This window comes from Blastococcus sp. SYSU D00695, assembly GCF_054050555.1.
In genome coordinates this window covers 73,214-93,534 of sequence record NZ_JBJGZP010000010.1, presented here as the reverse complement: position 1 = coordinate 93,534, position 20,321 = coordinate 73,214, and the positions used below count along the sequence as shown (strand labels likewise).

Below are 20,321 nucleotides of genomic sequence, written 5' to 3'. Positions count from 1 at the left end.
CACCCCGCCAGCCTAGGACCGCGCGAGTATCGTGAAGTCCCTTCACGGTGAATGGAGTTCAGCATGTCGCGCACGTCGGACCCGGTCGCCGCGCTCGACCGCTTGCTGGAGGTCACCGTCCTGCTCGGCCGGGACATGGCCGAGGGTCTGACCGCCCTGGGGTTGACCGTCCCGCGGGCCACCCTGCTGTGGCACCTGCACGCCCGCGGACCGGACACCCAGCGGGCGATCGCCCACGTCCTCGGCACGACACCGCGCAACGTCACCGGCCTCGTCGACGGGCTCTCCGGCGCCGGGCTGGTCGTGCGCGACCCGCACCCGACCGACCGGCGGGCGGTCCTGGTGTCCCTCACCGACCGGGGCGCCCGGTTGGCCGCCGACCTCGCCGCGGGGCAGGCCGAGCTGGCCGGCCAGCTGCTCGGCGGGCTGGACGACGTCGGTCTCGCCGGACTCGTGTCCGGGCTGGACGCGGTGCTGGAGCGGTTGCGGGAGCTCGTGCCGGGCGCGGCCTCGTGAGCCGGGCCGTGCGCGTCGCCGTCGACGTGGCGCGCCGGGCGCTGGCGCTCGAGCTCGCGATGTGGCGCGCGCTGGTCCGCTGGGGGCTGCGCCGCCGCCGGGTGCCCGAGGGGGCGACGGCGTTCCCGTACGCCGGCGCCTCGACGCCGGTGATCTGGGCGTTCGTCGTCGTGTCGGCGGTCGAGGTCGTCGTCGTCCACGTCGTCGTCCCCTGGGAGGGGCTGCGCTTGGCGCTGGACCTCGCCGGCGTCTACGGCGTCCTGTGGATGCTCGGCCTGCTCGCGGCGCTCCGGACGACGCCGCACTGGGTGGACGACTCGGGGCTGCGGGTGCGGCACGGCTTCGCCGGCGTCGACCTGCACGTGCCGTGGGAGGACATCGCCGCGGTCCGCGTGCGCCGGAGGTCGGTCGAGGGGTCGCGCACCGTGCACCTGCACGCCGAGGGTCCGCGCCGCGCCGTCTCGGTGAACGAGGCCTCCTCGACCCAGGTCGAGCTGGAGCTGCGGACGCCGCGCGTGGTCCCGCACCGCCGCGCCGGTGCCGAGCCCGTCGACGAGCTGCGCATCGCCGCGGACGACCCGGCCGCCCTCGTGCGGCGGGTGCGTGCCGGGATGGGTGCCGCGCCGGCGCGCTAGCGTCGGGGGATGCGCCTGCAGGAGTTCTGGTCCCGGCTCGAGGACCAGTTCGGGTCGATGCGCGCGCAGAGCGTGGTGCGCGACCACGTCTTCTCGACCCTCGGCGGCCGGACGGCGGCCGACGCGATCGAGGCCGGGCTGCCCGTGCGCCGGGTGTGGCTGGCGATCTGCGAGGAGTACGAGGTCCCCGCGAAGGACCGCTGACGCGCCCTCCGGCGGCCGCGCGGAGGGCTCGCGGGCCCGGCCGCCGGACGCGCCTGGGGCGCCTGGGACGGACGGCGTGTCGCCGGTGGCGGTCGAACACACGTTCGGCATACTGTGGTCCACAGGCCGGGTGTTCCTCCACAGGTCCGGTCGGTCCCCCGGAAGTGTCAGACCTCGTCCCTAGCGTCGGCACCGACCCGCTCGACACCCACGACACCGTGACTTCCCGAAGGTGAACACCATGGCAACGCTCGACCGCGACAAGGCCCTCGACATGGCCCTGGCCCAGATCGACAAGCAGTTCGGCAAGGGCTCGGTCATGCGGCTGGGCGACAGCACCGCGCAGGCGATCAAGGTCATCCCGACCGGTTCGATCGCGCTCGACATCGCGCTGGGCATCGGCGGCCTGCCGCGTGGCCGCGTCATCGAGGTGTACGGCCCCGAGGCCTCCGGCAAGACGACGGTCGCCCTGCACGCGGTGGCCAACGCCCAGGCGGCCGGCGGCATCGCCGCCTTCGTCGACGCCGAGCACGCCCTCGACCCCGAGTACGCGCGGGCCATCGGCGTCGACACCGACGCGCTGCTGGTCAGCCAGCCCGACACCGGTGAGCAGGCGCTGGAGATCGCCGACATGCTCATCCGTTCCGGCGCCCTCGACATCATCGTCATCGACTCGGTGGCCGCCCTGGTGCCCCGCGCCGAGATCGAGGGCGAGATGGGCGACAGCCACGTCGGTCTGCAGGCCCGCCTCATGAGCCAGGCGCTGCGCAAGATCACCGGTGCGCTGAACAACTCCGGCACCACCGCGATCTTCATCAACCAGCTGCGCGAGAAGGTGGGTGTCGTCTACGGCTCGCCGGAGGTCACCACCGGTGGCCGTGCGCTGAAGTTCTACTCCTCGGTCCGCCTCGACGTCCGCCGCATCGAGACCCTCAAGCAGGGCACCGACGCCGTCGGCAGCCGGGTCCGCGTCAAGGTCGTCAAGAACAAGGTCGCCGCGCCGTTCAAGCAGGCCGAGCTCGACCTCCTGTGGGGCACCGGCTTCAGCCGCGAGGGCGGGCTCATCGACATCGGCGTCGAGCAGGGCATCGTGAAGAAGTCGGGTGCCTGGTACACGTACGAGGGCGACCAGCTGGGCCAGGGCAAGGAGAACGTGCGCAACTTCCTGCGCGACAACCCCGACCTGGCCGACGAGATCGAGAAGAAGATCAAGGAGAAGCTGGGCATCGGCCCGCAGGTCGACGCGCCGGCCACGGCCGACACCCCCGACTTCTGAGTCGGTGGACACCGACCTCGGGGTCGACGGCCGCACCCCGGTCCGGTCCCGCCGCCGGCGGCCGGCCGCACCCGCGGAGCGGGACGCGGCCGAGCCGCCGGACGGCCCGGAGGACGACGCCGGTGACCCCGAGGCGGTGGCGCGGGCCATCTGCCTGCGGGCGCTGACCGGCGCGGCCAAGACGCGGCGGCAGCTTCAGGAGCTGCTGGCGCGCAAGGGCGTCCCGGACGACGCGGCCACCGCGGTCCTGGACCGCTTCGGCGAGGTCGGGCTGATCGACGACGCCGCCTTCGCCCGCGCCTGGGTCAACTCGCGACAGGCCGGGCGTGGCCTGTCGCGCCGGGCGCTGAAGGCCGAGTTGCGGGCCAAGGGCGTGGACGGCGACGACGCCGAGGAGGCCCTCGCCCTCGTCGACGACCAGGACGAGTGGGACGCCGCCCGGCGCCTCGTCGCCCGCCGCGTTCCCTCGCTCCGCCGCGTCGACCGGGAGACCGCCCATCGGCGGCTGCTCGGCATGCTCGCGCGCAAGGGCTACGGCTCGGGGCTGGCCGGGATCGTCGTCCGGGAGGCACTCGACGCCGAGTGGAGCGACGACGAGCACGGCCCCGGCCATCCCGAGCTGGGGCTGGACGCCTTCCTGCCCTGACCGCGCGCCCCGGCCCGACCGACGCCGACGGCCCCGCACCCCGCAGACCGGGGAGCGGGGCCGTCGAGGCGAGCGGCGCGCGGTGGTCGGACCGCGGGCTACGAGACCGCGGCGGGGGACTGCAGCTTCGCCCAGGCGGTGACGTCGATGGCCAGGCCGTCGGGGGACTCGTCGTCGGTCACCAGCCAGGCCTGCTCGTTGCTGCGGTCGCTGCCCAGCCAGGCCAGGATCTGCCCGTCGAAGGCGGACTCCCTGGCGGGGCCGCGGCTCACCGGGCCCAGGAACGTCAGGTCCACCTCGACGTCGCCGGCGAAGCGCAGCACCAGGCGGCAGCGGGAGCGCCGGTGCCGCGCCGGGGGCACCACCTCGCGCACGACGGCGGTCTCCGCGCCGGCGGCGAGGGCGAAGTCCGGTCCCGCGGCGCGGACCCGGTTGACGAACTCCTGGGCCGCGTCCGGCTGGCCGTCGGAGAGCCGGGTCACCGACGGCAGCGGCACGGCGGGGCGAAGAGCGGTGTCCACGGATCCCTACTCGGCAGTACGGCGGCCGCCGATGACCGCCCGCCGTCCCACGCGTCCCCGGCGTCCCGTCCGCCCCGTCGCGGGCCTCGGGTGGCGCGGAGTGCGTCAGGCGCCGGTGCGCACCGGCGTCGGCTCGACCGGCTCCCGGGCGGCAGCCGTCCGGCCCGCGCGGCCACCCCGGGCCTGCCGGGCCTGGACGACCTGCGCCAGCCGGCCGAGCGTGTAGTTGATGACGATGTAGATGAGCGCGACCACGGTGAACGTCTGGATGGGGTTGTCGAGGTTGCGCTGGATGCTCTCGCCCTGGCTCAGGAGCTCGTCGTAGTTGGCCACGAAGGTGATCAGCGAGGTGTCCTTGAGCACCACCACGAGCTGGCTGATGACCGACGGCAGCATGAGCCGGAAGGCCTGTGGGAGCAGCACGATGCGCATCGTCTGGCCGTTGGTCAGGCCGGTCGCCAGCGCAGCCTCGCGCTGCCCGCGGGGCAGGGCGGCGACGCCGGCCCGGATGACCTCGGCGAAGACGACCATGTTGTAGGCGGTCAGGCCGATGACCAGTCCCCAGAAGACCTGGCCGCCGGGCAGCCCGTCGAGGTCCGCGCCGACGTCGTCCAGCACGCGCACGCCGAAGTACACGAGCAGGACCACCGGCAGCCCCCGGAACAGCTCGACGAGCCCGATGAGCGGGATCCGCGCCACCCGCCCCAGCGACAGCCGGGCGACGGCGATGAGCGTGCCGAGGACCAGCGACAGGACCATGGCCACGGCGGCGGCCTTCAGCGTGTTCACGATGCCGATGCCGAGCAGCCGCCAGACCGCGTCGAAGGCCTCGTTGCCCGGGTCGATCAGGGGGCCCCACAGCTCCATCGAGAACTGGCCCTCGTCGGCGAGGCGGCGCACCACGAGGAAGCCGAGGGCGGCCAGGACCAGCAGGGCCACGACCGTGCCGATCCTCGTCCGTCGCCGCGCGCGCGGCCCCTGCGCGTCGTACAGGACCGTCTGCTCGCTCATCGCGCGACCGCCACCTTCCGCTCGACGACCTGCAACAGGGCGCCGGCGGTGAGCGTGATGACCAGGTAGCCGATGGCGACGCCGGTGTACACGGGCAGCGTCTCCAGGCCGCGGGCGCTGGTCAGGGTGGCGCCGGTGCTCCACAGGTCGCCGCCGACACCGAAGGCACCCACCACCGCGGAGTTCTTGAACATCGCGATGAGCACGCTGCCCAGCGGGGGGACCACCGTCCGCAGCGCCTGGGGCAGCACGACCCCGCCCATGGTCTGGCGGAACGTCAGCCCCAGCGACCGCGCGGCCTCGGCCTGCCCGGCCGGCACCGAGTTGATGCCCGAGCGCACCGCCTCGCAGACGAACGCCGAGGTGTAGACGACCAGGCCGAGGACGCCGAAGAAGAAGAAGCTGCGGTTGATCCCGAGCTCGGGCAGGCCGAAGGCGCAGAAGAACAGCACCACCGACAGGGGGGTGTTGCGGAACGTCGTCACCCAGACGGTGCCGAACGTCCGCAGTGGCGGCACCGGCGAGACCCGGCACGCCGCCACGAGCACGCCCAGGACCAGCGCGCCGGCCAGCGACCACAGGATGATCTCCAGCGAGGTCCGGAAACCGCTCACGTACAGGTCGAGGTTGTCGGTGACCGGGCTCATGCGTCCTCCTCCCCGGCCGGGGGCCGTGACGGGCGGCGTGCCCGCGGCCGGCCGGGGGAGCGGCCGGCCGCGGCACGGTCAGGGGTCAGGAGCAGGGCTGGGGCTCGGGGAGCTCCGGGGTCTCGGTGCCCTCGACCTGGCCCGCGGTGCTCTCCCAGGCCTGCGTGTAGGCGTCCTGGTTGTCCGCCAGGGTCTGGTTGATGAACTCGCAGAAGGCGACGTCGCCCTTGGTGATGCCGATGCCGTAGGGCTCCTCGGTGAACTGGTCCCCGACGAGCTTGAAGTCGCCGTCGGACTCCGACACGAAGCCCAGGAGGATCACGTTGTCGGTGGTCACGGCGTCGACCTGGCCGTTGCCCAGGGCGTCGGCGCACTGCGAGTACTCGTCGAACAGCACCAGCTGGGCGTCGCTGGCGAGGTACTGGCGGATCGTCTCCGAGGGCGTCGAGCCGGTGACCGAGCAGACGGTGGCGTCGGGGTTGTCGGTGAACGACTCCGGCCCGGTGATCTCGTCGTTGTCGGAGGCGACCATGATCTGCTGCCCGGCCTCGTAGTACGGGCCGGCGAAGGAGATCCGCTCCCGCCGGGCGTCGTTGATCGTGTAGGTCGCCACGACCATGTCGACCTCGCCGCCCTCCAGGACCTCCTCGCGGACGGCCGACGGGGTCTGCACCCACTCGATGTCGCCCTCCTCGATGCCGAGGGCGCCGGCGATGATCTTCGCGATCTCGACGTCGAAGCCCTCGACCTCGCCGTCGAGGTTCTCCAGGCCGAACCCGGGCTGGTCGAACTTGGTGCCGATCCGGATGGTGCCCTGGTCGGCGAGCCGGGCCATCGTCGTGCCGGCCTCGAACTCCGGGGCCTCGGCGACCGAGGGCTCGGCGGAGTCGCCTCCGCCGTCCCCGCCGTCGTCGTCGCCGCAGGCGGCCAGGGCGAGGGCGAGGGCGGCGACGGTCAGCGTCGTCGTCGTGCGTAGCGACCTCATCGGGACGTGCTCCTCTCGGGTCGGGCGGGGGGTCAGTGGGTGAGGATCTTGGAGAGGAAGTCCTTGGCCCGGTCCGACGTCGGCCGGGTGAAGAAGGTCTCGGGGTCGGCCGACTCGAGGATCCGGCCGCCATCCATGAAGACGACCCGGTCGGCCGCGCGGCGGGCGAAACCCATCTCGTGCGTGACCACGACCATCGTCATGCCGTCCCGGGCCAGCGACGTCATGACGTCGAGGACCTCGTTGATCATCTCCGGGTCCAGTGCGGAGGTCGGCTCGTCGAAGAGCATGACCTTCGGGTCCATGGCCAGTGCCCGGGCGATCGCCACCCGCTGCTGCTGGCCGCCGGACAGCTGGGCGGGGTACTTCCCGGCCTGGTTGCCGACGCCGACGCGGTCCAGCAGCTCGCGGGCCCGCTCCTGGGCCGCCGCCTTCGGCCGGTGGCGCACCTTCACCGGTCCGAGCGTCACGTTCTCCAGCACCGTCTTGTGCGCGAACAGGTTGAAGCTCTGGAAGACCATGCCGACGTCGGCGCGCAGCCGGGCCAGCGGCTTGCCCTCCTCCGGCAGCAGCTCGCCGTCGATGCGGATCTCGCCCTGCTGGATCGGCTCGAGGCGGTTGATCGCCCGGCACAGGGTCGACTTGCCGGAGCCGGAGGGGCCGATGACGACGACCACCTCCCCGGCGCCGATGGACAGGTCGACGTCCTGCAGGACGTGCAGCTCGCCGAACCACTTCTGCACACCGGACAGCTGCACCAGCGGGTGCTGCGATGTGAGGCCAGTCACACCCCGGACCATAGGGCGACGACCGGCCCTCGGCAGTCCGCCGCCGTCACGAAGCGGTAACGAAGCCGGGTGGCGGTGGTCGCGCCGTACCCTCGTCGGCGACATGGACAGCGGAATGACCCCACTCGCGGACCGGGCCCCGGCGCGCACCTACCGGGTGCGCACCTACGGGTGCCAGATGAACGTGCACGACTCCGAGCGCCTCGCCGGGCTGCTGGAGGCCGCGGGCTACACCGCGGCCGGGGACGAGGAGGACGCCGACGTCGTCGTCCTCAACACCTGCGCCGTCCGGGAGAACGCCGACAACCGCCTCTACGGCAACCTGGGCCACCTGCGGCCGGTGAAGGACGCGCACCCCGGCATGCAGATCGCCGTCGGTGGCTGCCTCGCGCAGAAGGACCGCGGCGAGATCGTCCGGCGCGCCCCCTGGGTGGACGTCGTCTTCGGCACGCACAACGTGGGCTCGCTGCCGGCGCTGCTGGAGCGCGCCCGGCACAACGCCGAGGCGCAGGTGGAGATCGCCGAGGCGCTCGAGGTGTTCCCGTCGACGCTGCCGGCGCGGCGGGAGTCGGCCTACGCGGGCTGGGTGTCGATCAGCGTCGGCTGCAACAACACCTGCACGTTCTGCATCGTCCCGGCGCTGCGCGGCACGGAGAAGGACCGCCGGCCCGGCGACATCCTCGCCGAGGTGCAGGCGCTGGTCGACCAGGGCGTCCTGGAGGTCACGCTGCTCGGCCAGAACGTCAACGCCTACGGCGTCGAGTTCGGCCAGCAGGGCGCCTTCGCCGACCTGCTCCGCGCGGCCGGCCGCATCGAGGGGCTGGAGCGGATCCGGTTCACCAGCCCGCACCCGCGCGAGTTCACCGACGACGTCATCGCCGCCATGGCCGAGACCCCGGCGGTCTGCCACCAGCTGCACATGCCCCTGCAGTCCGGGTCGGACGAGGTGCTGCGCCGGATGCGCCGGGCGTACCGGCAGGAGCGCTACCTGGGGATCATCGACCGCGTCCGCGCCGCGATGCCCGACGCCGCGATCACCACCGACGTCATCGTCGGCTTCCCCGGCGAGACCGAGGCCGACTTCGAGCAGACCCTCGAGGTGGTCCGGCAGGCGCGGTTCGCCAGCGCCTTCACCTTCCAGTACTCCAAGCGCCCGGGGACGCCGGCCGCGGAGATGGACGGGCAGCTGCCCAAGGAGGTCGTCCAGGAGCGCTACCTGCGGCTGACCGCCCTGCAGGACGAGATCAGCTGGGCGGAGAACCGCGCGCAGGTCGGCCGCCGGGTCGAGCTGCTGGCGGCCGCGGGGGAGGGCAGCAAGGACGCCCGCACCGGGCGGCTGTCCGGCCGGGCCCGCGACGGCCGGCTGGTGCACTTCACCGCGGCCGAGGGCGTGCGGCCGGGCGACGTCGTGGAGACCGTCGTCACGCAGGCCGCGCCGCACCACCTGGTCGCCGACGGCCCGCTGCTGTCGCACCGCCGGACCCGCGCCGGCGACGCGCACGAGGCGGGCACCCGGCCGACCACCCCCGGCGTCTCGCTCGGGATCCCGCGGGTCGGCGTCCCCGAGCCGCTCCCGGCCGCGACCGGCTGCTAGCGGTTCCGCTGCTCCCCCCCGCCCCGGGCGTGCGCGGGGCGGGGGGAATCGGGGTCCTGCCTCAGCGCCGCGCGGACTTCTCCGCCTCGGCGAGCCACTCCTGCCGCGTGGCCAGGTTGGCGCGGGCCTCGTCGACCCGGCGCTGGTCCCCGGCGGCCTCGGCCTTCGCGAGCTGCTCCTCGGCCTTGGCGACGGCGGCGCGCATCGAGGTCACCATCGGGTTCTCCGGGGCGGTGCGCACCCGGCCGGCGTCGGCCGCCCCGCGCACGCGCTGCTCCACCGCCTGCATCCGGTCCTCGAGGCCGCGCATGGCGCTGCGCGGGACGTGGCCGATGGCGTCGTAGCGCTCCTGCAGCTTGCGCAGGGCGTTCTGCGCGCCGCGCAGGTCCTTGGCCGGGTCGAGCTTCTCGGCCTCGGCGAGGATCTCCTCCTTGGCCTGCTGGTTGGCCAGCTCCTCGGTGCTGCGCGCCTTGTCCGACTCGGTGCGGGCGGCGAAGAACACGTCCTGGGCGGCGCGGAACTGCTTCCACAGGTCGTCGTCGCCGTCGCGGCCGGTGCGCGGCACGGCCTTCCAGCGGTCCATCAGCGAGCGCATCGCCGCGCTGGTCGGGCCCCACTCGGTGGACGTCGACAGCCGCTGCGCCTCGGCGATCAGCTGCTGCTTGGCCGCCCGCGCCTCACCGCGCTGGGCGTCCAGCGCCGCGAAGTGCGCGCCGCGGCGACGGCCGAAGGCGTCCCGGGCGGCGGCGAAGCGCTGCCACAGCGCCTCGTCGGTCTTGCGGTCGATGCCGCGGATGGTCTTCCACTCCTCGACGATGGCCTTGAGCCGGTCGCCGGCGGCCTTCCACGCGGTGGAGTCCGCGGCGATCTGCTCGGCCTCCGCGGCGAGGGCCTCCTTGCGGGCGATCTGCGCGGCGCGGTGCGCGGCCTTCTCCGCCCGCGACTCGGCGGCCGCGGAGTCCGCCGTGTCCACCATCGCGCGGGCGCGGGCGGCGAGGCCGTCCAGGTCCCCGACGGCGGTCGCGGTGGGGATCTGCTCGGCCAGCGCCTGGGCCTTGGCCTTGATCTCGGCGGGGTTGCCGGTGTGCGCCCGCAGCCGCGCCTCGAGCAGCCCGACCTCGGTCGCCAGGTCGTCGTAGCGGCGCCCGTAGTGGGCCAGCCCCGCGGCCGGGTCGCCGGCCTGCCAGGAGCCGACGGCGCGCTCGCCGTCGGCGGTGCGGACGTAGACGGTGCCCTCCTCGTCCACGCGCCCCCAGGCGGTGGGGTCCGAGGCGGGCGGCGCGCTCGGCTCGCCCGGGGCGTGCGTCGGGACGTCGCCCGGCGCGGCCACCGCGGCGGCGACGGCGGCCACGGGCGCGGCCGCCTCCTCCGGCAGCACGGCCGGCAGCACCGGCGCGGGGACGGCGTCCTCCCCGGCGGCGTCCTCCCCGGCGGCGTCCTCCCCGGCGGCGTCCTCCCCGGCGGGCGCACCGTCGGCGGCGGGCGCACCGTCGGCGGCGGGCGCGGTCGGGTCGGCCAGGGCCGCGTCCTCGGGGGTCGGCGCCGCCGCGGTCCCTGCCTCCGGGCCGACCGCGGCGGAGCCGCCGACCCCGGCGGCGGGGGCCTCGGCGCCGGTGGTCTCGGTGGCTCCGGTGCTGTCTGCCGCGCCGGCCTCGACCGGCTGGGGGACCTGCTGCGAACCGTCTGCGGGGCTCTCCGTGCTGGACACGCACCGCAGTGTCCCACGTCGCATCGGCGACACTGCTGCCGTGACGACTGAACAGGCCGGATCCCCCGTCGCGGGCCCGGCCGCGCCGCTGTCGATCGCCTTCTGCCCGTGCCCGCCGCTGCTGCTGCCCGCCGTGGAGGGACGGGCCGCGCCGGAGACCGAGGCGCTGCGCGCGGCGTGCGCCGCCGCCGTCGAGGCGGTGCTCGCCGGCGGCCCGGAGACCGTCGTCGTGGTCGGGCCGGGCGCCTCCGGGCGCTACGGCGCGGGGGACGCCGGGGACCTGCGCGGGGTCGGGGTGGACCTGGCCGTGCCCTTCGCCGGCGGCGCCCGCCCCGGGGGACGGCGCACGCCGACCGCCCTGACCGTCGGCGCCTGGCTGCTGGACCGGGCCGGGCACACCGGGCCGCGCCTGGGGGTCGGGCCGGAGGACCTCGCGGGCGCCCTGGCCGGCCTCCCCGGCGGGGCGGCGGTCCTCGCCCTCGGCGACGGGTCGGCCCGCCGCACCGTGAAGGCCCCCGGCTACCTCGACGACGATGCCGCCCCGTTCGACGCCGCGGTCGCCGCGGCGCTGGCCTCCGGGGACGCGGGCGCACTCGCCGGCCTCGACGCCGCGGCGGGGGAGCGGCTGCTGGCTGCCGGCGTCCCCGTGTGGCGGGCGGTCGGGCGGGTCCTCGGCGGCCGGGCGGTCGTCGCGCCGCGGCTGCTGCACGACGCCGCCCCCTTCGGCGTCGGCTACCTCGTGGCCACCTGGACGGCGCCGTGACGGCGGTGGCGCCGCCCCCGGTGGTCGCGGTGGTCGGCCCCACCGCCACGGGCAAGACGGCGCTGGCGGTGGCGCTGGCGCAGCGGCTGGGCGGCGAGGTCGTCAACGCCGACTCGATGCAGCTCTACCGCGGGATGGACATCGGCACCGCCAAGCCCGACCTCACCGAACGCGGCGGCGTCCCGCACCACCTGCTGGACCTGTGGCACGTCCGCGAGCCGGCGTCGGTCGCGGAGTACCGGCGGCGCGCCCGGGCGGAGGTCGACCGGCTGCGGGCCGCCGGCGTGGTGCCGCTGCTGGTCGGCGGCTCGGGGCTGTACGTGCGCGCCGTCCTCGACGAGCTGGACTTCCCCGGCACCGACCCGGCGGTGCGGGCGCGGCTGGAGGCCGAGCTGACCGAGGTCGGGCCGGCCGCGCTGCACGCCCGCCTGGCCGCCGTCGACCCGGTCGCCGCGGCCGCCGTCCTGCCCAGCAACGGGCGGCGGATCGTGCGGGCACTGGAGGTGGTCGAGCTGACCGGCGGGCCGTTCCGCGCGTCGCTGCCCGAGCCGCGGCCGCACTACCCGGCGGTCGTGGTCGGCCTGGACCGGGAACCGGCCGAGCTGGACGGGCGCATCGCGCTGCGCGTGGACCGGATGTGGTCGGCCGGGCTGGTCGCCGAGGTGGAGGCGCTGGCCGCCGACGGGTTGCGGGAGGGCCCGACCGCCTCCCGGGCGCTGGGCTACGCCCAGGTGCTGGCGCAGCTCGACGGCGAGCTGTCCGCCGACGAGGCGCGGGAGCGCACCGTGGTCACCACCCGGCGGTTCGTCCGCCGGCAGCGGTCCTGGTTCCGCCGCGACGCGGGCACCACCTGGTTCGACGCGGGCCGGCCCGACCTGGTCGACGCCGTCGGCGCGCTGCTGGCCGCCCGTACCATCGGGACGTGACTGAGCGGGTGCTGGTCGGGCACGGCACGGAGAACGACTTCGTGGTCCTGCCCGACCCCGACGGGGACCGCTGGCCCGAGGCCCGGCTGGACGCGGCGATGGTGGCCCGGCTGTGCGAGCGCCGCGCCGGCCTCGGTGGGGACGGCGTCCTGCGGGTGGTGCGCAGCGTGCACGTGCCCGACGCCCCCGCCGTCCTCGGCGCGGACCTGGCGCGCTGCGAGTGGTTCATGGACCACCGCAACGCCGACGGGTCGCTGGCCGAGATGTGCGGCAACGGCATCCGCCTGTTCCTGCACGTGCTGGTGACCGAGGGGCTGCTGGACCGCGGCGCCTGCGCCGACGGCGTGTGGGTGGGCACCCGCGGCGGCCCGCGGCGGGTCGGCGCCGGCCCCGACGGCAGCTACTGGGTCGACATGGGGCCGGCCCGGGAGTTCGGCCGCGGGTCCGCCGAGCTGGACGGGCGCCGCTTCGACGGGCTCGCGGTGTCGATGGGCAACCCGCACCTGGCGTGCCTCACCGACGTCGACCTCGACGCGCTCGACCTCACCGGGGCCCCGCGCTTCGACCCCACCCTGTTCCCCGACGGCGTGAACGTCGAGCTGGTCACCGTGCTGCGGGCGGCCGGCGAGGGGGCGGACGCGCACGTCCGGCTGCGGGTGCACGAGCGCGGGGTGGGGGAGACCCGCTCGTGCGGCACGGGCGCGTGCGCCGTCGCCTACGCGACGCTCGCCGCCGGCGGCGCGACCGCCGGGACGGTCGTGGTCGACGTCCCCGGTGGCCGGCTCACCGTCGACGTGACCCCGGAGACCACCGTGCTGCGCGGTCCGGCCGTGGTGGTCGCCGCCGGCGAGCTCACCGCCGAGTGGCTGGCGGGCACCCCGGCGGCGACCCGCGGCTGATCAGGGCCGGTCGGGCTCGTCCGCCCGCGTCTCCGGCTCGTCGGTGGGTGCCTCGGGCTTGTCGGCCGGACCCACGTTCCCGGTACCGCGCGGCTCCCCGCGGCCGGTGTCCTGGTCGGCGCCCCCGAACGGGTTGCGCGGCGGGTTCAGCCCCTTCGGGTCGCGGCCCGGGTCGTCGATGCCCTCGGTGCTGCTCGTGCTCACGGTTCCTCCTCGGTCGGCGTGCTCGTCGGCCTGCCCCTACCCGCCCCGCGGCGGGATGCATGCGGAGCCCGGCGGTGTTGCACCCGGCGATGACACGAGCAGGGACCTCCCCGGAAGTGACAACTCACGTGCCCCGCCGCGAGGGGCGTGCCACGCTGGACCCGATGACGACCGCACAGAACCGCGCCGTGCTCGCCGACGCGCAGGCCCGCGCCGACCGCGCCACCGGCGCGCCCACCGAGGAGACCGTGCGCCCCGCGCCGGCCGGCCAGTGGGACGAGCCCGACGACACCACCGGCAGCTACGACCTCGAGCAGCGCGGCGCGCTGCGGCGCGTCGCCGGGCTGTCGACCGAGCTCGCCGACGTCACCGAGGTCGAGTACCGCCAGCTGCGCCTGGAGCGCGTCGTGCTGGTGGGCGTGTGGACCGAGGGCACCCAGGCCGACGCCGACCGCTCCCTCGCCGAGCTGGCCGCACTCGCCGAGACGGCGGGCTCGCAGGTCCTCGAGGCCGTCAGCCAGCGCCGGCAGACCCCCGACGCCGGCACCTACGTCGGCTCCGGCAAGGCCAACGAGATCCGCGACATCGTCGCGGCGACAGGCGCCGACACCGTGATCTGCGACGGCGAGCTGACCCCCGGCCAGCTCAACGCCCTGGAGAAGATCCTCAAGGTCAAGGTCGTCGACCGGACGGCGCTGATCCTCGACATCTTCGCCCAGCACGCGAGCAGCCGGGAGGGCAAGGCCCAGGTCGAGCTCGCCCAGATGCAGTACATGCTGCCGCGGCTGCGCGGCTGGGGTGAGTCGCTGTCCCGGCAGGCTGGTGGCCGCGTCGCCGGCGGTGGCGGCATCGGCACCCGCGGCCCGGGTGAGACGAAGATCGAGACCGACCGGCGGCGCATCCGCTCGCGGATGAGCAAGCTGCGGCGGGAGATCGCCGGCATGGCCACCGCCCGCGAGACGCAGCGGGCCAGCCGCGGCCGCAACGCCGTCCCCAGCGTGGCGATCGCCGGCTACACCAACGCCGGCAAGTCCAGCCTGCTCAACCGGCTGACCGGCGCCGGGGTGCTGGTGGAGAACGCGTTGTTCGCCACCCTCGACCCGACGGTCCGGCGCGCGCAGACCGACGAGGGCCGGGAGTACACGCTCACCGACACGGTCGGCTTCGTCCGGCACCTGCCGCACCAGCTGGTGGACGCCTTCCGCTCCACCCTGGAGGAGGTGGCCGCCGCCGACCTGCTGCTGCACGTCGTCGACGGCTCCGACCCCGACCCGCTGGGCCAGATCGACGCGGTCCACGTGGTGCTGCAGGAGATCGACGCCTCCGCGGTGCCGGAGCTCATCGTGGTCAACAAGGTCGACGCGATGACCGAGGACGACGTCCTCACCCTGCGCCAGGCCCTGCCCGGCGCCGTCTGGGTCTCGGCGCGGACGGGAGAGGGGATCGACCGGCTGCGCGACGTCGTCGCCGCCCGGCTGCCGCATCCCGACGTCGAGGTCGAGGTCCTGGTGCCCTACCACCGGGGCGACCTGGTCTCCCGGGTGCACCGGGACGGCGAGGTGCTCAGCGAGAGCCACGAGGCCGGCGGCACCCGGTTGTCCGCGCGCGTGGACGGCGCGCTGGCCTCGGCACTCGAGGGCTTCTCCTCGCCCGTCGGCTGACCGGTCGGCCGGTGCGGCCCGCCGTACCGGCCGGTCGAGGTCACGAACCGGTCACGGGCCGGTACGCTCGGGCGGTGACCAGCGGGGTGGTGCGACGCTCGCTCGGCGCCTCGCCCAGCGGGCTGCCGGTGCCGGAGCACCCGCGCGTGGTCACCGTGGGGCGCCCGCCGTGGTGGGCGCTGGTCCTGGCGCTGCTCATCGCGGTGTGGGTGACCGTCGACCTGCTGGCCCGCGGGGTCACCGAGCAGATCGACATCTGGGTCTCCGACACCGTCGGCGGCTGGGGGCTGCGGGACTCCGACGCCTACGGCCCGCTGTACGTGGTCACCCGCATCGGCGGCCAGGGCACGATGCAGCTGTACCTGTTCGCGGTCGTCGCGTTTCTGGCCGGCCGCCACCGCACGTTCCTGCCCCTGGTGCGGCTGCTGCTGGCGATGCTGCTGCTCGGCCTCGTCGTCTACAGCATCAAGTACGGCATCGGCCGGACCGCGCCCCAGCACCCGGGCCACTTCCTGCACGACCCCGACGGCCAGTCCTTCCCCTCCGGGCACGTGGCCAACGCCGTGCTGCTGTGGGGCGTGGTCCGCTGGCAGGCGGTGGAGTACGGCATGCACCCGTGGGTGCAGCGGGCGCTGTGGGCGCTGGCCGTGGTGGGCCCCGTGCTGACGACGCTGTCGATGGTCGCGCTCGACTTCCACTGGGTCAGCGACGCCGTGGTCGGCGCCGCGGTCGGCCTGCTGCTGTTGGGCGTGGTTCACGCGCTCGACGCGCGCGTGCTGTCACGCTGGTCGGGTGCGCGGCCCGTTCCCCCGACGTCGTGACGGGCTGCCCGCGGGGCTGACCGTCGCGGCGCTCGCGGTGTGCGCCCCGGCCCTCGCGCTCGTCCCCGCCCCGGCGGCGTCGGCCGAGGAGGCCGCGCCGGTCCCGCAGTGCCAGATCACCGACCCGCGGCTGCCCGAGCTGTCCGGGCTGGTCGTGGGCGGCGACGGGAACATGCTCGCGATGAACGACGGCGGCGACCAGGTCACGGTGTACGTCCTCGACGCGGCCTGCGCCGTGACCGACGTGCACACCGCCGACGTGGACCCCTACGACCCCGAGGACCTGGCCGTCGGGCCGGACGGGAGCGTCTGGCTCTGCGACACCGGCGACAACAACGGCACCCGGGAGACGGTGGCCCTCATCGCCCTGCACCCCGACGGGACGACGGACGTCTTCCGGCTCACCTATCCCGACGGCCCGCGCGACGCCGAGGCGCTGCTGCTGGCTCCGGACGGCACGCCCTACGTCGTGACCAAGGAGGTCCTGGGCGCCAGCGACGTCTTCCGCCCGGCTGCGGCGCTGGAGCCCGCCGGCACCGTCGGTCTGGTCGAGGTGGCCTCGGTGGACCTGACCCTGACGGGCACCCCAGGCGGCCCGGTGGGTCGGGCGGGCCAGCTGCTGGTCACGGGGGGCGCGGTGGCGTCCGACGGGCACGCGATCGCGCTGCGGACCTACACCGACGCCTACGTCTGGCCGCTGGCGGGGTCGGACGTGCCCGCCGCCCTGGCGGCCGAGCCGGTGCGGGTGGCGCTGCCGGACTCCCCGCAGGGCGAGGCCATCAGCTTCTCGGCCGACGGCACGTCCCTGGTCGTGGCCAGCGAGGGCCTGCCCAGCGACGTCACCGTGGTGCCGGTGCCGGCCGCGACCGTGCCCGCGGGGGCCACCGGTGCGACCGACGGCTCCCTGCCCGACGTCCTCACCGAGACCGAGGACGGGGTCAGCCCGGTCACCGCCGCACTGGTCGCGGCCGCCGTGGCCAGCGTGCTGCTCTGGCTGGTGGGCCGGCTGCGCCGTGGTGGCTCCCCGCCGGGCGGGTCCTCCCGGGCCTGAGCCCGTCGCCGGCGCTCCGTGCTGCGGCCGCCCCGCGCCGGTGCGGCCCCGCGCCGGCGCGGCCCTGCGCTGAGGCCGCCCCGCGCCGGGGCGGCCGCTCGTGGCGGCTCCCCGGCGCGGCGCCGGTCAGACGCGGCGCAGCACCGTGACGACGCGCCCCAGGACGGTCGCGTCGTCGCCGGGGATGGGCTCGTAGGCGGGGTTGTGCGGCAGCAGCCACGCGTGCCCGTCCTTGCGCTTGTAGGTCTTCACCGTCGCCTCGCCGTCGATCATCGCGGCGACGATCTCGCCGTTCTCGGCGGTGGGCTGCTGGCGGACCACGACCCAGTCGCCGTCGCAGATCGCTGCCTCGACCATCGAGTCACCGGTGACCTTGAGCATGAACAGCGTGCCCTCGCCGACGAGCTCGCGGGGGAGCGGGAAGACGTCCTCCACTGCCTGCTCGGCGAGCACCGGGCCGCCGGCGGCGATGCGGCCCACGAGCGGCACGTAGGTGGGCGCCGGGCTCGCCGAGTCCTCGGCCACCGGAGGCGGCGGGCCGGCCGCGGCCGCGGCGATCTCGCCCGGCAGACGCACGTCGAGGGCGCGCGGCCGGTTCGGGTCCCGGCGCAGCCACCCCTTCTTCTGCAGCACCGACAGCTGGTGGGCGACGGAGGAGGCCGAGGACAGCCCGACGGCCTCGCCGATCTCGCGCACCGAGGGCGGGTAGCCGCGGCGGTCGATGGAGTCGCGGATGACCCCCAGGACGCGGCGCTGCCGCTGGGTCAACCCGTCACCGGCCTCGCCGCGGTCCGGGAAGGTGCGCACCTGCGCGGTGCTCTCCGGTGCGCCGCCGGTGGCCGTGCCGCCCGCCCGGCGCGACCCGCCGCGCCCGCCCGACGTCCCGCTCGTGCCCGCCACGTCTCCTCCTCGCCGGCCGTGTCCCCACGACTCGTCCGTCCGCCCTCCTCGTCGTCGGCCACGTGCGGTGCGACCGGCGCGGGGGTGGTGTCAGTCGGACCGTAGCGTGTCCGGGCCCCGTCCTCAAACACATGTTCGAAGTCCTCGGGTGTCGGGTCGATCCTGTCGGCGCCGTGCGGTAGACATCGCACTGATGTTCGAATCGAACGCGTGTTCGGTCGCCGGCGCTGCCGGTGGCCGTCGTGGAGGAGGCGCTGGGGTGGCGGTCGCGGAGCGCGGTGTGGCGGGGTGCTCGGGGAACGGCACGGGGTTGCGGGTCGCCGGGCCGGTGCGCCCGGTGCCCGGGCGGGCGGTGTCCCGGGCCGCGGTGCGGGCCGGAGGACCGGTGGCCGGGGCGCCGCCGGTCCGTCGCGACACGGTGCGCCCGGGCGCGCGTCCGGTGCGCTTGGGGGAGCCGCCCGTGCGACGGGTCCGGCCGGCCGGTGGGCGCGGCCGTGCGGACGTGCCGCGGGTCCCGCTGCGCCTGACCCGCCGGGGGTGGTGCGCGCTGACGGCGCTGACCGTCGCGGTGGCCGCGCTGGGCCTGCTGGTCCTGTCGGCGCTCGTGGCCGGGCCGGAGGGCTTGCGGCCCGCGGGGGAGAGCGACGTCGTGGTCCGGCCCGGGGACACGGTCTGGTCCATCGCCGCGGAGGTCGCCGGCCCGGGGGAGGACGTGCGGGCGGTGGTGGACGCCATCGAGGAGCTGAACGACCTGGAGGGAGCCGTCGTGGTGCCCGGCCAGGTCCTCGCCGTCCCGTGAGCGGTCGGCGCGGCGACGTGCACAATCCTGCGGCCCATCTTCGTCAACCCTCGGGGCGGCGTCCTGCCCCGCTCGCCAGGGGGTGCCGACCTACCGTTCCCGGCGTGCCACTGGACCAGCACGGACGAGCAGCCGCCATGTCCCAGCCCCTCGACGCCGAGGTGTACGTCGACGGGACGTGGTGGCCCGGTGCGGTCCTGGGCTGGCGCCACGACCGGTCCGGGGCCTGCGAGGCCTCGGTGCGCGCCCTGATCGGTGCCGCGGCACGCGAGATGTGGGTCGAGCTCGCCGCGGTACGGCTGCCCGAGCCGGTCCCGGCGCCCGCCGCGGAGCCGATCGTCGCCCGAGTCGCCGAGGTCGGCCCGGCCGCGCGGCTGTCCGGGAGCGTCGAGACCGTCCAGATGAGCCGGGTCGAGCTGCGCCGGATGCTCGGGGACGGGCTGCCCGCCCGGGGTGTCGCTCGACGGCGCCGGCACGCCAGTGACCTCACCGCCGAGCTGCCCGTGGTGCGCTGCGCCGAGGCGGAGGGGCGCCACCGGGCCGGGGTGCCCGCCGGTCGTCACCGGGCCGGCGACGAAGTCCCCGCCACTGCCGCCCGCCCCGGCGTCGGCGCCCTGGCCGGCTCCGTGCCCCTCGCCGGCGCGGGGGAGCCGCTCACCCGGCCCATCCGCCTCGGCGATGTCGCCGGCCGGCCGTGGAGCGCCACCTCACCCCTCGGCTGAGCGCGCGGCGGGGCGGTCGCACCCGTGCGGGGCCCCCGCTCCTCCGAGGTCTCGCGCCTCCTGGGCCCTGGGCCCGTGGTGTGCGGCGTGTCCCGGGGTCGCCGCCTCCGGGCCCGGCGGCCGGTACGACGCCTCGGCGACACGCCACCACACCGCGCACGGGTGGTCCCGCACCCCTCTCGACGCGCTCGTCGGCGTGTCCGTGTGACTGCTGGTGTGTCGGTCGACCGCTGGTCACGACCGTGTTGCGCGGGAACACGCCACACCGTGCCGCTCTTGCACATCTAGTGGAGGCCCGCCTAGGGTTCCCCTACATCTAGTAGTTGCACCGATGTAAGTCCGTCCACAGGGCGTCCTCAGCTCCTCCCCGGGATGTGCACCGGTTGTCCCCAGGAGGGTCCACAGCGGACCCCGCGGGCGGCCGGTCCACCCCGGGAGGGGCGGCGGTGCACGAGGCGAGGGAGGAGGAGTCGCCGTGCGGTGTCCCTTCTGCCACAACGCGGACAGCCGGGTGATCGAGACCCGGGAGGCCGAGGAGGGTGCCACCACCCGCCGGCGTCGTTCCTGCCCCGCCTGCGGGCGCCGGTTCACGACGGTGGAGGAGGCGGTCCTCGCCGTCGTCAAGCGCAGCGGCGTGAGCGAGCCGTTCAACCGCAGCAAGGTCGTCGCCGGCGTGCGGCGCGCCTGCCAGGGGCGGCCGGTCGACGAGGACCAGCTGCAGAAGCTGGCCCAGCAGGTCGAGGACGCGATCCGGGCGACCGGCGCCGCCGAGGTGCCCAGCCACGAGGTGGGGCTGGCGATCCTGCGGCCGCTGCGCGAGCTCGACGAGGTGGCCTACCTCCGGTTCGCCAGTGTCTACCGCGCCTTCACCTCGATCGAGGACTTCGAGAAGGAGATCACCGAGCTGCGGGCCCGGCACCTGACCGCCGGCACCCTGCCGCTGCCGGGCATGCAGCCGGAACCGCCGGCCGGTCGCCGGCGGGGTGGTTCGCGCGGCCCGACCCCGTCCGACGGCACCGTCGCCGTCCCGTGAGAAAACGTCAG

The 20,321-nt window shown here is 75.5% G+C and carries 23 protein-coding genes; 15 read left to right on the top strand and 8 right to left on the bottom strand.

Annotated features, from left to right (window positions below):
• Nucleotides 1–63 precede the first annotated feature (63 nt).
• From ACI781_RS09085 to ACI781_RS09065, 5 genes are all read left to right on the top strand, one after another.
• Nucleotides 64–516 (top strand): MarR family winged helix-turn-helix transcriptional regulator, encoded by a 453-nt coding sequence (locus ACI781_RS09085; protein WP_456565764.1) that lies wholly within the window; start codon nt 64–66, stop codon nt 514–516.
• Entirely contained in the window at nt 513–1,151 is a 639-nt protein-coding gene (locus ACI781_RS09080) for a hypothetical protein (RefSeq protein ID WP_456565763.1), read from the top strand. The genes ACI781_RS09085 and ACI781_RS09080 overlap by 4 nt, the downstream gene beginning before the upstream one ends.
• Nucleotides 1,152–1,160: 9 nt before the next feature.
• The gene (locus ACI781_RS09075) at nt 1,161–1,355 is read left to right on the top strand and encodes a DUF3046 domain-containing protein (protein WP_456565762.1); all 195 of its coding nucleotides are present in this window, start codon (nt 1,161–1,163) and stop codon (nt 1,353–1,355) included.
• Nucleotides 1,356–1,596: 241 nt separating this feature from the next.
• A complete protein-coding gene (gene recA / locus ACI781_RS09070) occupies nt 1,597–2,631 on the top strand; it encodes a recombinase RecA (protein ID WP_456565761.1) in 1,035 nt (344 codons plus the stop codon).
• A 4-nt stretch (nt 2,632–2,635) separates the two neighbouring features.
• On the top strand, nt 2,636–3,277 hold the full coding sequence (locus ACI781_RS09065; protein WP_456565760.1) for a regulatory protein RecX: 642 nt from the start codon (nt 2,636–2,638) through the stop codon (nt 3,275–3,277).
• A gap of 98 nt (nt 3,278–3,375) precedes the next feature.
• Here ACI781_RS09065 and ACI781_RS09060 read toward each other — a convergent pair whose 3' ends face one another.
• From ACI781_RS09060 to ACI781_RS09040, 5 genes are all read right to left on the bottom strand, one after another.
• Nucleotides 3,376–3,798, bottom strand: a complete 423-nt coding sequence (locus ACI781_RS09060; protein WP_456565759.1) for a hypothetical protein — start codon at nt 3,796–3,798, stop codon at nt 3,376–3,378.
• A gap of 105 nt (nt 3,799–3,903) precedes the next feature.
• Nucleotides 3,904–4,809, bottom strand: a complete 906-nt coding sequence (locus tag ACI781_RS09055) for an amino acid ABC transporter permease (protein ID WP_456565758.1) — start codon at nt 4,807–4,809, stop codon at nt 3,904–3,906.
• Nucleotides 4,806–5,456, bottom strand: coding sequence for an amino acid ABC transporter permease (locus tag ACI781_RS09050; protein ID WP_456565757.1), 651 nt, complete (start codon nt 5,454–5,456; stop codon nt 4,806–4,808). Before ACI781_RS09050 ends, ACI781_RS09055 begins: the two co-directional genes overlap by 4 nt.
• 85 nt (nt 5,457–5,541) lie before the next feature.
• Nucleotides 5,542–6,441 (bottom strand): glutamate ABC transporter substrate-binding protein, encoded by a 900-nt coding sequence (locus ACI781_RS09045; protein ID WP_456565756.1) that lies wholly within the window; start codon nt 6,439–6,441, stop codon nt 5,542–5,544.
• 32 nt (nt 6,442–6,473) lie between these two features.
• Nucleotides 6,474–7,202 (bottom strand): amino acid ABC transporter ATP-binding protein, encoded by a 729-nt coding sequence (locus ACI781_RS09040; protein WP_456565793.1) that lies wholly within the window; start codon nt 7,200–7,202, stop codon nt 6,474–6,476.
• A 142-nt stretch (nt 7,203–7,344) separates the two neighbouring features.
• Here ACI781_RS09040 and miaB point away from each other — a divergent pair, with 142 nt between their 5' ends.
• Nucleotides 7,345–8,823, top strand: a complete 1,479-nt coding sequence (miaB, locus tag ACI781_RS09035; RefSeq protein WP_456565755.1) for a tRNA (N6-isopentenyl adenosine(37)-C2)-methylthiotransferase MiaB — start codon at nt 7,345–7,347, stop codon at nt 8,821–8,823.
• A 61-nt stretch (nt 8,824–8,884) separates the two neighbouring features.
• Here miaB and ACI781_RS09030 read toward each other — a convergent pair whose 3' ends face one another.
• Complete coding sequence (locus ACI781_RS09030; RefSeq protein WP_456565754.1) at nt 8,885–10,531, bottom strand: DUF349 domain-containing protein; 1,647 nt, start codon at nt 10,529–10,531, stop codon at nt 8,885–8,887.
• A gap of 40 nt (nt 10,532–10,571) precedes the next feature.
• Here ACI781_RS09030 and ACI781_RS09025 point away from each other — a divergent pair, with 40 nt between their 5' ends.
• The 3 genes from ACI781_RS09025 to dapF are packed head-to-tail and all read left to right on the top strand — an operon-like array spanning nt 10,572 to nt 13,119.
• Entirely contained in the window at nt 10,572–11,294 is a 723-nt protein-coding gene (locus ACI781_RS09025; RefSeq protein ID WP_456565753.1) for a hypothetical protein, read from the top strand.
• The gene (gene miaA, locus ACI781_RS09020; protein ID WP_456565752.1) at nt 11,291–12,220 is read left to right on the top strand and encodes a tRNA (adenosine(37)-N6)-dimethylallyltransferase MiaA; all 930 of its coding nucleotides are present in this window, start codon (nt 11,291–11,293) and stop codon (nt 12,218–12,220) included. Before ACI781_RS09025 ends, miaA begins: the two co-directional genes overlap by 4 nt.
• Nucleotides 12,217–13,119 carry a diaminopimelate epimerase gene (gene dapF / locus ACI781_RS09015; protein ID WP_456565751.1) on the top strand — a complete coding sequence of 301 codons (903 nt, stop codon included), beginning with the start codon at nt 12,217–12,219 and terminating at the stop codon, nt 13,117–13,119. The genes miaA and dapF overlap by 4 nt, the downstream gene beginning before the upstream one ends.
• Here the strand turns inward: dapF and ACI781_RS09010 are convergent, their stop codons facing one another.
• Nucleotides 13,120–13,323, bottom strand: coding sequence for a hypothetical protein (locus tag ACI781_RS09010; protein ID WP_456565750.1), 204 nt, complete (start codon nt 13,321–13,323; stop codon nt 13,120–13,122).
• 164 nt (nt 13,324–13,487) lie between these two features.
• On the opposite strand from ACI781_RS09010, the gene hflX reads away from it, so the two are divergent.
• The 3 genes from hflX to ACI781_RS08995 all read left to right on the top strand — a co-directional run bounded on the left by hflX (nt 13,488) and on the right by ACI781_RS08995 (nt 16,856).
• Nucleotides 13,488–14,984, top strand: a complete 1,497-nt coding sequence (gene hflX / locus ACI781_RS09005) for a GTPase HflX (RefSeq protein ID WP_456565749.1) — start codon at nt 13,488–13,490, stop codon at nt 14,982–14,984.
• A 74-nt stretch (nt 14,985–15,058) separates the two neighbouring features.
• Nucleotides 15,059–15,805, top strand: a complete 747-nt coding sequence (locus tag ACI781_RS09000; protein WP_456565748.1) for a phosphatase PAP2 family protein — start codon at nt 15,059–15,061, stop codon at nt 15,803–15,805.
• A complete protein-coding gene (locus ACI781_RS08995; RefSeq protein WP_456565747.1) occupies nt 15,777–16,856 on the top strand; it encodes a hypothetical protein in 1,080 nt (359 codons plus the stop codon). Before ACI781_RS09000 ends, ACI781_RS08995 begins: the two co-directional genes overlap by 29 nt.
• Nucleotides 16,857–16,982: 126 nt before the next feature.
• Here the strand turns inward: ACI781_RS08995 and lexA are convergent, their stop codons facing one another.
• The gene (gene lexA, locus ACI781_RS08990) at nt 16,983–17,756 is read right to left on the bottom strand and encodes a transcriptional repressor LexA (RefSeq protein ID WP_456565746.1); all 774 of its coding nucleotides are present in this window, start codon (nt 17,754–17,756) and stop codon (nt 16,983–16,985) included.
• 502 nt (nt 17,757–18,258) lie between these two features.
• Between lexA and ACI781_RS08985 the strand changes: the two genes are divergently transcribed.
• From ACI781_RS08985 to nrdR, 3 genes are all read left to right on the top strand, one after another.
• A complete protein-coding gene (locus ACI781_RS08985; protein ID WP_456565745.1) occupies nt 18,259–18,555 on the top strand; it encodes a LysM peptidoglycan-binding domain-containing protein in 297 nt (98 codons plus the stop codon).
• A 137-nt stretch (nt 18,556–18,692) separates the two neighbouring features.
• Entirely contained in the window at nt 18,693–19,277 is a 585-nt protein-coding gene (locus ACI781_RS08980) for a hypothetical protein (RefSeq protein ID WP_456565744.1), read from the top strand.
• Nucleotides 19,278–19,752: 475 nt separating this feature from the next.
• Nucleotides 19,753–20,310, top strand: a complete 558-nt coding sequence (gene nrdR / locus ACI781_RS08975) for a transcriptional regulator NrdR (RefSeq protein WP_456565743.1) — start codon at nt 19,753–19,755, stop codon at nt 20,308–20,310.
• Nucleotides 20,311–20,321: the final 11 nt, after the last annotated feature.